The following is a 12,526-nucleotide window of genomic DNA, read 5'->3' as shown; positions in this document are numbered from 1 at the left end:
AAGCTTCAAAGTTAGATATATGATTTTAATAAAATATTAATAATTATAAAGTATGATTATATTATAATAGATTAATGTAATATAGGGAATTTATATGGATTATGAAGAGTTTGAAAAAGCTGTTGATCTTTTTGGAATTTTAACAGGAACTTCAAAAAAAGAGTTAAAACAAAAATATTTAAAGTTGTCAAAAAAGTTACATCCTGATATGCCAGAAGGAAGTGATGAAAAGTTTCAACAACTGCAAGAGTCATATGAACTTTTGAATACATATATTGATTCCTTCAGGTATTCATTTGATGAAGAAGAGTTTAAAGCTCAGTTTCCTCCATTTACCAACTATAAAAACTGGAACAAATAATAAGGAACTTGTATGAATGATATTAGAAATGCAAAAGAGTTGATATTAAGTACTTTAGTTGCTGACTCATACTCTTTAGGGTCACATTGGGTTTATGATGAAAAACAGTTATTAAATCTTGATGTAGATTGGAATGAGTTAAATGATGCAAAAGCTTTATGGCACAAAGGTAGAAAAGCAGGTGAGTTTACTCATTATGGCGACCAAATACTTTGGTTATATAATTTCTTACAAAACAAAGAAACATTTGATGTAAATGAGTATACAAAATACTGGTTTGACAGGATGCAGTGCTACAATGGCTATATTGATGGTGCATCGAGAGATACTTTAGCAAATATCAATGAAGGTTTATCTCCTACAGGTTCAGAATCAACTGATTTATCAGTAGTTGGAAGAGTTGCTCCATTGTTACTTGTATCAAAAGATAAAAAAGAGTTCTTAGAAAACGTAGAAAACTTTGTACAAGTAACTCACAACTCAAATGAAGCTTTAATTGCTTCAAGATTCTTTGCAAAACTTTTAGTTGAGGTTTTAGAAAGAAAAGAGATTTTAAAAGCTATTGAAGAGTTAAAAGAAGAGTTTGACTCAAAGTTCCAAGGCTATATAAATAGTGGACTTGCTTCAAAGACAGAAGATACCTCAGTAGCAATCAGAAACTTTGGACCTGCTTGTGATATAAATGGTGGTTTCCAAGGTGTGATACATCTTTTAAGTAAGTATGACAATCTAAAAGATATGCTTGTTTGCAATGCAAAAGCAGGTGGGGAAACAAGTGCAAGAGCAATGATTGCAACACTTATCTTTATGGCACAAGAAGATAAAAAACTAACTCAAATACCACCTTCATGGTTAAGTATTAGAGCAACAATTATATAAAAAGAAAAGGACACGGATGAGAAGATTTATGCGATTTTTTCAAGATAAATTTTATATAGAGATTCTTTTTGCATCAGTACTATTTTTAGCTGCAATGGCTTTAGATATGATGTTAGAGTTTATAATCTATATGCTGTATTTTATTATCTATCTTGAAATCGTAAGGGCAGTGGTAAACTATATCAGAGAACAAAGGGTTGTTATCTCTTTTTTAGTTGATGCATTTATTATCTTAGCTTTAAGGGAGCTAATAGTAAATCTAGTGAAAATCAACAATGAAAAGATAGATTCTATTGAAGCACTTTGGGCAAGTAGTTTAAACTATAATATTATGATTATCTCTGGGGTAATTATCTTCTTATTTGTAGTAAGGTATTTATCTATTAAAACTGCACCAAAATATCTTATTGACAAGATGAAAAAACAAAACAGTAGTAAATGATAAACTATCACGAACCTGTATATAGACCTCCTGCAGAGGCAAATTCAATAATCATACAAGTTACACTTGGTTGTTCATACAACAAGTGTAGCTTTTGCTCTATGTATGAAACAAAAACTTTCCAAACTAGAAATTTAGACGAAATATTTAAAGACATAGATAGTATGTCTGTTTACTCTGACGAAAGAAGAGTATTTTTAGCAGATGGTGATGCATTAGCTTGTGATACTTCTTTTTTAGTTGAGGTTTTAACTTATCTAAAAAAGAGTTTTCCAAAACTTCAAAGAGTCTCTTCTTATGCAAGTCCTTATAACCTTTTACAAAAATCACAAGAAGAGTTAAATCTTTTAAGAGAGCATGGTTTATCTTTGGTTTATTATGGAATTGAAAGTGGAAATCATGAGTTACTAAAATATGTAAATAAACCTATGAATCCTGACAAAATGGTAGAAGGTCTAAATAAAGCAACAAAAGCAAATATGAAAATATCAGCAACTCTTATCTTAGGGCTTGGTGGTAAAAATCTATCAAAAGAACATATTGAAGATAGTGCAAAACTTATCAATAAATGTGAACATATTAACTATCTATCTACTTTGCAGCTTGGACTTACAAGTACAAAAGAGGATAACTTTTTCAAAAGATTTGAGAAGAAAAATAGTGAGTTTGTTTTTTGTGATGATAAAGATATGTTAGAAGAACAAAGAAGCTTGATATCTTTAATCAATCCTAAAAAGCCTATTGTATTTAGGTCTAACCACGCTTCAAATGCCTTACCTTTAAAAGGAACACTTCCTAGAAATAAAGAGGATTTAATAGGGACATTGAGCCTAGCAATAGAAGACTCTTCTATGCTAAGACCAATGTTTTTAAGAGGTTTTTAGTTCATATCAGGTTTTGGAGTTTTTGAACTACTCACTGGTAACTGAGGATATGAAATATCTGGTTTATCACCTGTAAGAGCTTTTAAGAAAGTAGTAATCTTTTTAGACTCTTTATCAGAGATATTGATACCAAGTTGTACAGAACCCATCTCTTTTACTGCATCTGCAAGTGACCAAATAGCTCCATTATGGAAATATGGTGCTGTCTCTTCGATGTTTCTAAGTGTTGGTGTTTTTACCATACCATTTTTATCACCTTGGAATCCACCTAAAGAAGCAAATTTATATTTTTTTGCTACTTGGAATGGTTGCATTGTTCCACCTAAACCTATGTCATTGTGGCATGATACACAGCCTTTGTCCACAAATAGATTTAAACCTTCTTTTTCAGCAGGAGTTAGAGCATCTAAATCTCCATGCATAAACTCATCAAATCTTGATGGAGTAACTAATGTTCTTTCAAATACTGCAATTGTATCTGCAATAAGTTTGAAGTCGATTTTTACATCATCACCATAAGCATCTTTGAACTCTTCAACATATGCTGGCATAGAAGTAACTCTAGCTTCAACTAAACTTTTCGGTGCTGCCATTTCTGGTCCAGCTTGAATAGGTCCTTGTGCTTGGTCTTCTAAGTGAGGACTTCTTCCATCCCAAAACTGCACTTTGTTTAAAACTGAGTTATAAACAGTTGGTGAGTTTAAGTGAGCTGGATTTGGTGTCCACTTATGTCCTACAGCTGCTGCTACACCATCAGCTCCACCCATACCAAGGTTGTGACATGTATTACATGAAATAAGACCACTTTTTGATAGTCTTGGTTCAAAGTATAACTTCTTTCCTAACTCAACTTTCTTCTCAGTAATTGGGTTGTTGGGGTCATCTACAAGTTTTAAAACTTCTAATTGACTTTGAGGTATTGCTTTAACACCTGCTTTTTTAACTTTGTTTATAAGTTGCATATCACTTGAAGCGAATGCACTTACACCTACTAACGCTAAACTTAAAACTACACTTTTAGTTTTCATTATTCTCTCCTTTTAGTAGATAAATAAAATCATAGGATAATTTTTATTAATTGAAAATTAAAATAAATAAAATATCTTTATTATTGAATAAAATTAATCTTTTATTAAGTTAAGTAATTTGTAATGATATTTTTATAATGAATTTATTTATATTTTATTAGCGGGTTATTTCTTGAAATAGGAAGAATTTTATTTTAGGGTATTATTATTTTTTATATATCCCAAAAAAGTGAGGTACAGGAGGTTCCTGCGTATCATCATAGGCTAAAAAGCTTACTTCAGTAAGCTTATCAAGAGTGACAAATTCGTCCATTTCTGATTTTGATAAGGGAAGAGGAATTACATCTAACATAGTTCCTTCTTCTCTACTTCTACATGATACTAAGATATATCCATCTTTTGCTAAAAGAGAACTCATAGCTTTTCTTGCTTTTTTTCTATATTGGTCAGGCAATACTTGAATAGTGTTACACTCATAAACTACATCAAAACTTTCAAACCAATCTTTTGGATAATCAAAAAGGTCAGCAACTATATAAGATACTTTAGATTTAGGAAATCTTTTTTTGCATAAATTTATTGCAGTAGGGGAGATATCAAAAGCAGTAACTTCAAAACCAAAAGAGCTTAAAGCTTCTGCATCATCTCCAACTCCACAACCAATTACAATAGCTGTTTTATTTTCTTTTGTGATTTTTTGTTCTTTTAACCAAGAGATTAAGTAAGGGCTTGGTTCTAAATCAGCCCAAAAAACTTCTTTATAGTCGCCATTTGCACTTTGGTAGATTTTATCAAACCAGCCAGTAGGGTTGTCATTTTCTTGGAAGACTTTTACCATCTTTTTATATTCTTCAGGTGAAAAAGTTTCTTTTTTTAGAAAGTCTAAGTCTTCCATTTTGTATCCTTACAGTTCTATCTCTAAAGCAACAGGGCAATGGTCACTTCCCATTACTTCTGCCATAATATAGGCATTTTTGATACTATCTTTTAAGTCTTCACTTACATAGAAATAATCAATTCTCCAGCCAACATTATTTGCTCTTGCATTTGCTCTATAACTCCACCAGCTATATGAATCTTTCATATCACCATTTATATGTCTAAAAGTATCAATATAACCATGGGCTAAAAACTTATCAATCCATTCTCTCTCCATAGGTAAGAATCCAGAAGTCTTTTCATTTGCTTTTGGTCTTGCTAGGTCGATTTCTCTATGAGCAGTATTTACATCACCACATACGATGATAGATTTTCCTTCTTTTTTTAGGTTTTCACAATGCTCCAAAAATCTATCGTAAAACTCCATTTTATATGTAAGTCTTTCTTCTTTTGATTGTCCATTTGGGAAGTATACATTAAAGTAAGCAATCTCTTTATCCCCAAGTTTAAAGTGAGCTTCGTTGATTCTTCCTTCATCAAGTATATCAACAGTCGGGCAGTTACAAGTAAAGTGTGGCTCTAAATCAGTAAAAAGTGCAACACCACTTCTTCCTTTTATAGCTGAACTTGATACATGAAGATTTTTATAGTTTTTATCAAAAATAGTTTCTGGGATTTGCTCTGCTTGTGCTTTTGTTTCTTGTAATCCAAGAATATCAATACTTGCATCATCTACCCATTTAAGTGCTTCTTTTTTATCAACTGCTCTAACACCATTTACGTTCCATGAAATAAATTTATAATTTTGTTTCGACATATAGTTCCTTTATTTTTTAAGAGAGTTTAAAAAGATAGTTAGTTGAGACATGCAGTCTTCATAGTTTTGTGAATCTTTTGATTTTTTGCTAAGAAGAATAGCTCCTTCTAAAGTAGCTATTATAAAAGTAGCGCACTGTTGTATATTTGTATTTTCTTTTAATTGATTGTTTTTAAGTGCTTTATTAAGTGCATCTATAAATAGATTTTTCCAGTTTTGAAGTATTTCTTCTAAAACTAAAGCGAAGTCTTCATCTTGGTCAAAAGACTCTTGCATCAAGTTTCCAAAGGCACAACCATTTGTTAAATCCCAACTTTTAGTATCTAACAAAATAGATGTTAAGACAGAGATAGTATCCTCTTTTTCATCTATTAGTGGTTTCCATTTTCTTTCTATTCTTGTTTGTTGTTGCTCTTTTATCATAGCAAGTACCATCTCTTTTTTTGAAGAGAAGTAGTGGTACATAGCTCCTTTTTTTACTTCTGCACGATTTAAAATATTTGCTAGTGAAGCTCCGTTGTAGCCTTTTGTAAAGACTTCTTCAAAGGTAGCTTCTATCAATTTCTCTCTTACCGTACTCATTAAACCTCTTATGAATTTTTCTGTATTATATCCAATATTGTTTGAGGTTCGCTTCGTTTAGTATAATCTTCATCTATGAAACTGTAGATTATTTCTTGGTTTTTATTTATGATATATGTTGCTGGCATCGGCAGTTCGTATGAGTCCTCTTTATTTGAACTTTCAATATCTATTCCAAAACTTTTATAGATAGGTCTTAATTCTTCAGCAAGAGAAAATACTAGTCCATACTCTTTTGCAACCTTGTTTTCTTTATCACTTAAAACCTCAAATGCTAACTCATTTTTCTCTTTTGTTGAAAGAGATGAATCAGGAGTTTGTGGAGAAATAGCTATGATTTTTGTATTTAATTTTGCAAGTTCTTCATTGATAGTTTGTAAAGCTTTTAGTTCTAAATTACAATAAGGGCACCATTGACCTCTGTAGAAGTTTATTACTACAAACTCATTGTTTTCTAAAGCTTTTTTTAGTGAAACATGTTTATTAACTGCATTTGGTAGTTCAAAGTTGATTGCTTTGTCACTTACTTTTAGTGCATCTTTTGAAAGACTTAATCTTTTTAACTCTTCCGTTGCATCTAACATAATTTTTTGAATATCTTCTGGAACTTTCTCTTTAAAAGCTTCTTGGTATTTTTTGATTTCATCTAATAATCTAGACATGATTTTTTCCTTTTAAAATAAAACCGACCAGTTGGTCTGTTGAAATATTAACAAGATTTTTCAATCTTGTCAAGAACTTTTAAAAAAATTATTTTTCTATTTTGATAGTTGGTTGTTTTGGTTTAGAAGGTTCTTTAGGTTTTTTTATTGTTAAGTCTTGTAAAGAGTTAAGACCTTTTTGATTTGAAAAGTGTGATGAGTTTCCAAGTAGTTTATCACCTTTTCCGCCATGCATATCGATTTTACCTTTTTCTTGGTTGTAGTAATTGTTTGCAAACAGTGATGTACAAAGAAGTGCTACAAAAATACTAAGCTTCACTTTTTTTCCTTTTTAAGTTTTTAGCCATACCATAAAGCGTGATTAGTATCCAAAATACTTCAATAATAAATGAACCTAAGTTAAAATGCACACATAATGATATGAATAACAATATTGCACCAACTAGGTTTAAAACCTGATAAGGTAGAGAACTTATAGTATATTTATTAGTTTGTAGTAAAAAATATGCCAATACAACAAAGAGCATTCCTACAAATCCTATAAACTGATATATATCCATTTCCAAATTATTTTACCTTTAATTTTAAGTTTGAGTGTGGTATTTTACTAAAAATTATTTATAAAGATATTAGAGATGTCACAAGAGATTTTGCTGGGAATTATTACCTTTTTTACATCTACTATTGCAGGGGTTGTTGGTCTTGGTGGAGGAATGATTTTGATCGCTATTCTTCCTTCTTTTTTACCCATAAATGCTTTAGTTCCTGTTCATGGTTTGACACAATTAAGTAGTAACTTAAGTCGTGCAGTTTTTGGATATAAAGATGTAAAAGTAGAAGTTATACCTAAGTTTTTGATTGGTTCACTTGCTGGTGTATCTTTTTTTGCTGTTATTTTGTATTTTGTTTCATTAACATACATTCCTCTTTTTATAGGAATTTATATTTTGCTTTCCCTATGGAGTCAAAAGTTTAATGAGAAAATCAAAAAATTTGAAAGTTATTATTTAATTGGTTTTATTCAAAGTGGTTTTTCTATTGTTGTTGGTGCTACTGGACCACTTGCAACTACACTTTTAGTTAAAGATTACAATGACAAACACACAGTTGTAGCTACTGCTGCTGCTTTGATGAGTATTACTCACTTGCTTAAAGTTTTTGCTTTTATGATTTTCGGGTTTATATTTTTTGATTATATTGGTATCTTAGTTGCCATGATTATAGGAGCAGTTGCTGGAAGTTATGCAGGAACAAAACTAAGAGATAAAATAGATGGTAAAAAATTTATGTTAGCATTAAAAATTATCTTATCACTTATGGCTATCAAGCTTGTTATTTTTGTATTTATGTAAAAAGAGGACACATGTTAAAAGGAATTATTACACTATTATTTTTTCAATTTATAGGTGAATGTATTGCTAAACTTTTTGATTTATTAGTACCAGGACCAGTTATTGGTATGGTTTTATTACTTATTTTCTTAATCATTAGAAAGGCTAGTTTTCCAAGCCTTGACAATGCAGTTTCAATTCATTTAAGATATTTACCTATGTTATTTATTCCTGCTGCGATGGGAATTATTACGCAAGTTGATATTATCTCAAAAGAGTTTTGGGCTATTACAGTTTCACTATTTGTAGGAACAATTATTGCATTAGGTTTTTGTGCTAAATTAATGGATTACTTAACAATCAGACAGGAGAATAAAAAATGAATATAGATGCACTTATACAGTACGTTACAAACACTCCTCTTGTATGGTTGTTATTAACTTTAGGTTCATTCAAAATTGGAATTATTGTTTATGAAAAGTTTGATAAACACACACTTTTACAGCCAATTATTATCACATATTTAATTATTATGACAGCCCTTATTACCACAGGGGTTTCTTATGAAGAGTATTTTAAAGGAGTTGAGATTATTCACTTCTTTTTAGGTCCTGCAACGGTTGCATTAGCACTTCCTTTATATAAGAATTTAAAGCATATTAAGTCGCTATTTTTCCCAATATTTATTACACTAGTTGTAGCAGGGACATTTACTATTGCAATTGCAATTGCTTTATTGTGGGCTTTAGATGCGCAACTTCCAACGATGTTGTCAATGACTACAAAATCAATCACAGCTCCAATTGCAATTATTACATCTGAGCAAATTGGTGCAATACCTTCTTTAGCAGTTGGTTTTGTGATTATTACTGGAATTATTGGGGCACTTTTAGGAACAGCTATTTTTAAACTTTTAAAAATCAAACATGATACTTCAAAAGGTTTTGCCCTTGGAGTAGTTTCTCATGGTATAGGAACTGCAAGAGCTATTGAAATCTCTGAAAAAGCAGCAGCCTTTGGGGCTTTAGCTATGGGACTAACAGGAATATTAACAGCAGTTTTTCTTCCTTTAGTTGTACAACTTTTTAAATAGATGGGAAAGATATTTAAATCACGTGTAGCTTTGCTATACATTATGTCTATATCTATGGTTTTCTCTTTTTCTGCATGGATGAGCCTGCTTAATAACTTTGTTATTGAAGCAGCTTCATTTGATGGAAGCCAAATAGGGATTTTACAAAGTTTAAGAGAGATACCTGGATTTTTAGCTTTTACAGTTGTATTAGTGATAATATTTGTAGCTCAACAAAGACTTGCATATATCTCTATGATGATGCTTGGTGTTGGGGTTTTATTAACTGGGTTTTATCCTTCTGCACTTGGGCTTTATATTACAACAGTAATTATGTCTATAGGTTTTCATTATCTTGAAACTTTAAATCAGTCATTAGCCTTGCAATGGCTAAGTAAAGAGAAAGCACCTATTATTTTAGGAAAGATAACTGCGGCTAAATCTTTTACTTCACTTGTAGTTTTTGTACTTATTTATGTGATGATGAAGTTTTATTCTGTAGAGTATAAATATGTTTATGCCTTTTTTGGTGGAGTAACTTTAGTTGTTGGTATTATCTCTTGGATGGCATTTGAACATTTTAAAGATGATGTAGTTCAAGAAAAGAAAATCACACTTAAAAAAGAGTATTGGCTTTTTTATGTTCTAACTTTCTTTGCAGGAGCTAGAAGACAAATCTTTATTGTATTTGCAGGATTTTTACTTGTAGAAAAGTTTGGTGTAGATGTTCATAATATGGTTGCACTTTTATTTATAAACTCTGTTTTAAATATGTATTTTGCTCCAAAAATAGGAAAATTTATTGTTAAATTTGGGGAGAGAAATACTCTAAGATTTGAGTATATTGGACTTATGCTTGTATTTGTTTCATATGCTTTTGTTGAAAATCTTTATGTGGCATATTTTCTTTTTATAATTGATCATATTCTGTTTTCTATGGCAATTGCTCTTAAAACATATTTTCAAAAAATTGCTGACCCAAAAGATATCGCAAGTGCAAGTGCTGTGTCATTTACTATAAATCACATTGCAGCAGTATTTTTACCTGCTCTTTTAGGATTAGTTTGGCTTTATTCTACTTCTTTAGTATTTATTATTGGTGCAAGTATTGCTTTACTATCTTTTTCTTTATCATTTTTGATACCAAGGCATCCCGACCAAGGTGTGGAAACTACTTTAAAACAAAGATAAAAAGAGCTTATTTTTTTAGAAGCTTTAAAAGTAAGCTTCTAAAAAGCTCTAACTCTTCTTTATTTAGTTCAGAAAAACACTCTTCTTCAAAGTTTAAAACATCTTTCATAACTTTGTCGTGAGTCTCTTTTCCTAAAGAGGTTAGTTGTACTAATTTACTTCTTTTATCAAACTCATTTTCAAGTCTAATAATATAGTTTTTCTTTTCTAACTTTTTTAGAACCTTTGTTATTGCTCCACCAGTAAAAAGAAGTCTTTCGTATAGTTTTGTAGGTGAAAGAATATGTTCATCATTTTCACTCATTCTTAAACATGATAATACATCTAGTTCACTATGAGTTATTTGATATTTATCTTCTTCTAGTTTTGTTACACCACCAAACATTTTGTTGTAAAACATATAAAAAGGAATAGTTACATTTGATATTTCATTATATGTTTCTGGTGACTTTTCTTTATTTCTTTGAATGTCTTTTTCTAAATCTTTTATTTTCATAGGGTGATTATATACAAACTCTAGTTAAATACAAGTATTTTAAAAGTATTTTACTAGTAAAGTAAATTAAGTTTTAAAATGATATTATTCAAAAAAAAGAAAAAGGAAACAAATGAAAAGAGGACTACTTGTAGTTTTTTCGATGCTTTTATTTATATCAAATAGTTTAATAGCAAAAGAAAATGAACTAACATATAAAGTTCATAGAGCAGGGGAAGATGGATTTAATCTTGCTTCTGTTTTAGTTTTAGGGAAAAAAGAGGCTGTATTAATAGATGCACATTTTACAAAAGCGGATGCACATAAAGTTGTAGCACAAGTTTTAAAAAGTAAAAGAGAACTAAAGAAAATCTATGTAAGTCATGGTGACCCTGATTATTATTTTGGTTTAGAAGTTATTACAAAAGCATTTCCAAAAGCTAAGATATACGCTACTAAACAAACTGTTGCACATATAAAAAAGACTTATCAAGATAAGTTAAACTATTGGGGTCCAAAGCTAGAAAACAATGCTCCTTCATATGTATTGATTCCTTCTATTTTAGAAAAAGACTTTATAGAGTTAGAAGATAAAAAATTAAAAATTATGAATTTTAACTCAACAAGGTCTTATGTTTATGTACCAAGTATAAAAGCTATTTTTGGAGGTATTAATATTACTGATAAAGAGCATTTATGGATGGCAGATACTTCTACTAAAAAAGAAAGAGAACAGTGGTTAAAAGTTTTAAAAGATATGAAGAAACTTGAGATAAAAACTGTTATTCCTGCCCACTCAAAAGAGGGAAGTAAAAATGATATAAGTGCTATTGAGTTTTCTATAAAGTATCTTGAAACATATGAAAAAGCTGTATCAAAAGCAAAAAACTCAAAAGAGCTAATCTCTATAATGCAAACTATTTATCCAAAGTTAGATAAAGATAGTTTTTCTTTAAAGCTAGGTGCGCAAGTAGTAAAAGGAGAAGTAAAGTGGTAAATCCACTTTCTTCTTAATACTCAAGAGTTTTTAAGTACTCAGCTATTTTAGGGACATTGTCTTTTCTACAAATAAGACAAGTAGGAATATAAGCTGTCTTTTTATCTAGTTTTGTGATTTTTAAGTCTTTGCTAAAGCCTAATTTATCAACTAAGTTTGTAGGAAGTAAAGTTTTTCCCATACCAGATTTTACACAAGCTAAGATTGTCTCTAAACTACCAAATGCAAGTGATTTTTCTATATCTTCACCTTTTTGAATATAGTAGTTTTTTAAAAACTCATCATAAGCACAACCCTCTTTAAAGGATAAAATCACATTTGGACAAGCTTCATCTTGTGGTTCTAAGATGGCTATTTCTTCCTCAAGTTTTTGTAAAACCATAAGCTCTTCGTGGTTTGGTTCTCCACTTATAAAAGCGATATCAACTTTATAGTTTAAAATCATTTGTATCACATCTCTTGTTGTTCCAGTTAGAAGTTCAAGTTGAATTTTTGGATAGTCTTTATGAAGTTTCATTAAAAATGAAGAGATTCGAACTGCTGCATTACAATCTGTTGAACCAACTACAAGTTTTTTTTGATACTGCATATTTTGCATATCTAAGACTGCATTTTCTACTTTTTTTACTATTTCAACTGCGTGTTTATAAAGCTTTTCTCCCTCATAAGTTAGAACTACACCTTTAGGAACACGATGAAATAGTGAGTAGCCAACTGATTTTTCAAGTTGTTTTATTCTTGATGTAACATTTGATTGAGCAAAGCCTAGTTTTTTTGCAGCTAAAGTAATACTTTGTTCTTGGGCAACTGCTACAAATACCTTTAATAAATTTGAGTCCATCACTTTTCCTTATATCATTAATCACGATTTGATATTTGACACATCATCATTTTTAGTGATATTATACACAAAAGTTTTTAAAAAG

At 30.3% G+C, this 12,526-nt stretch carries 17 protein-coding genes; 9 read left to right on the top strand and 8 right to left on the bottom strand.

The genetic code is table 11. From position 1 onward, the window contains the following. Positions 1–94: 94 nt before the first annotated feature. From CRV03_RS04215 to CRV03_RS04200, 4 genes are read left to right on the top strand one after another with little or no spacing between them, the layout of a single operon-like run. Complete coding sequence (locus CRV03_RS04215) at positions 95–361, top strand: DnaJ domain-containing protein (RefSeq protein ID WP_129083893.1); 267 nt, start codon at positions 95–97, stop codon at positions 359–361. A gap of 12 nt (positions 362–373) precedes the next feature. Next, the gene (locus CRV03_RS04210; protein WP_129083892.1) at positions 374–1,240 is read left to right on the top strand and encodes an ADP-ribosylglycohydrolase family protein; all 867 of its coding nucleotides are present in this window, start codon (positions 374–376) and stop codon (positions 1,238–1,240) included. Positions 1,241–1,256: 16 nt separating this feature from the next. After that, positions 1,257–1,682 (top strand): phosphate-starvation-inducible PsiE family protein, encoded by a 426-nt coding sequence (locus CRV03_RS04205; protein ID WP_129083891.1) that lies wholly within the window; start codon positions 1,257–1,259, stop codon positions 1,680–1,682. Further along, the gene (locus CRV03_RS04200) at positions 1,679–2,566 is read left to right on the top strand and encodes a radical SAM protein (protein WP_258239002.1); all 888 of its coding nucleotides are present in this window, start codon (positions 1,679–1,681) and stop codon (positions 2,564–2,566) included. The genes CRV03_RS04205 and CRV03_RS04200 overlap by 4 nt, the downstream gene beginning before the upstream one ends. Here the strand turns inward: CRV03_RS04200 and CRV03_RS04195 are convergent. From CRV03_RS04195 to CRV03_RS04170, 6 genes are all read right to left on the bottom strand, one after another. Continuing rightward, positions 2,563–3,594 carry a cytochrome-c peroxidase gene (locus CRV03_RS04195; protein ID WP_129083890.1) on the bottom strand — a complete coding sequence of 344 codons (1,032 nt, stop codon included), beginning with the start codon at positions 3,592–3,594 and terminating at the stop codon, positions 2,563–2,565. The two genes, CRV03_RS04200 and CRV03_RS04195, sit on opposite strands and share 4 nt — an antisense overlap. Before the next feature lie 205 nt (positions 3,595–3,799). Then, positions 3,800–4,489 carry a bifunctional 2-polyprenyl-6-hydroxyphenol methylase/3-demethylubiquinol 3-O-methyltransferase UbiG gene (locus tag CRV03_RS04190; protein ID WP_129083889.1) on the bottom strand — a complete coding sequence of 230 codons (690 nt, stop codon included), beginning with the start codon at positions 4,487–4,489 and terminating at the stop codon, positions 3,800–3,802. 9 nt (positions 4,490–4,498) lie between these two features. Beyond that, positions 4,499–5,290 carry an exodeoxyribonuclease III gene (locus CRV03_RS04185; RefSeq protein WP_129083888.1) on the bottom strand — a complete coding sequence of 264 codons (792 nt, stop codon included), beginning with the start codon at positions 5,288–5,290 and terminating at the stop codon, positions 4,499–4,501. Between the two features lie 9 nt (positions 5,291–5,299). Then, complete coding sequence (locus tag CRV03_RS14095) at positions 5,300–5,872, bottom strand: TetR/AcrR family transcriptional regulator (RefSeq protein ID WP_164968612.1); 573 nt, start codon at positions 5,870–5,872, stop codon at positions 5,300–5,302. Between the two features lie 8 nt (positions 5,873–5,880). After that, on the bottom strand, positions 5,881–6,534 hold the full coding sequence (locus tag CRV03_RS04175) for a peroxiredoxin-like family protein (protein WP_129083887.1): 654 nt from the start codon (positions 6,532–6,534) through the stop codon (positions 5,881–5,883). 88 nt (positions 6,535–6,622) lie between these two features. Then, positions 6,623–6,853, bottom strand: a complete 231-nt coding sequence (locus tag CRV03_RS04170; protein WP_129083886.1) for a hypothetical protein — start codon at positions 6,851–6,853, stop codon at positions 6,623–6,625. Positions 6,854–7,169: 316 nt separating this feature from the next. Here CRV03_RS04170 and CRV03_RS04160 point away from each other — a divergent pair, with 316 nt between their 5' ends. Genes CRV03_RS04160 through CRV03_RS04145 form a run of 4 tightly spaced genes read left to right on the top strand, consistent with a single transcriptional unit; the run spans position 7,170 to position 10,128 of the window. Further along, positions 7,170–7,886, top strand: a complete 717-nt coding sequence (locus CRV03_RS04160; RefSeq protein ID WP_129083885.1) for a sulfite exporter TauE/SafE family protein — start codon at positions 7,170–7,172, stop codon at positions 7,884–7,886. Between the two features lie 11 nt (positions 7,887–7,897). Beyond that, positions 7,898–8,248 (top strand): CidA/LrgA family protein, encoded by a 351-nt coding sequence (locus CRV03_RS04155; RefSeq protein ID WP_129083884.1) that lies wholly within the window; start codon positions 7,898–7,900, stop codon positions 8,246–8,248. Then, positions 8,245–8,958 (top strand): LrgB family protein, encoded by a 714-nt coding sequence (locus CRV03_RS04150; protein WP_129083883.1) that lies wholly within the window; start codon positions 8,245–8,247, stop codon positions 8,956–8,958. The genes CRV03_RS04155 and CRV03_RS04150 overlap by 4 nt, the downstream gene beginning before the upstream one ends. 42 nt (positions 8,959–9,000) lie before the next feature. Beyond that, positions 9,001–10,128 (top strand): MFS transporter, encoded by a 1,128-nt coding sequence (locus CRV03_RS04145; protein WP_258239001.1) that lies wholly within the window; start codon positions 9,001–9,003, stop codon positions 10,126–10,128. A 7-nt stretch (positions 10,129–10,135) separates the two neighbouring features. On the opposite strand, the gene CRV03_RS04140 is transcribed toward CRV03_RS04145, so the two are convergent. Continuing rightward, positions 10,136–10,624, bottom strand: coding sequence for a MarR family winged helix-turn-helix transcriptional regulator (locus tag CRV03_RS04140; RefSeq protein ID WP_258239000.1), 489 nt, complete (start codon positions 10,622–10,624; stop codon positions 10,136–10,138). A gap of 112 nt (positions 10,625–10,736) precedes the next feature. Here CRV03_RS04140 and CRV03_RS04135 point away from each other — a divergent pair, with 112 nt between their 5' ends. After that, the gene (locus CRV03_RS04135) at positions 10,737–11,600 is read left to right on the top strand and encodes an MBL fold metallo-hydrolase (RefSeq protein ID WP_129083881.1); all 864 of its coding nucleotides are present in this window, start codon (positions 10,737–10,739) and stop codon (positions 11,598–11,600) included. A gap of 13 nt (positions 11,601–11,613) precedes the next feature. On the opposite strand, the gene CRV03_RS04130 is transcribed toward CRV03_RS04135, so the two are convergent. After that, positions 11,614–12,441 carry a LysR family transcriptional regulator gene (locus tag CRV03_RS04130; RefSeq protein WP_129083880.1) on the bottom strand — a complete coding sequence of 276 codons (828 nt, stop codon included), beginning with the start codon at positions 12,439–12,441 and terminating at the stop codon, positions 11,614–11,616. Positions 12,442–12,526 lie beyond the last annotated feature (85 nt).

This window comes from Arcobacter sp. F155, assembly GCF_004116455.1.
Taxonomy (GTDB): domain Bacteria; phylum Campylobacterota; class Campylobacteria; order Campylobacterales; family Arcobacteraceae; genus Halarcobacter.
The sequence above is the reverse complement of the archived record's forward strand: the minus strand, read 5'-3'. Positions and strand labels throughout refer to the sequence as shown.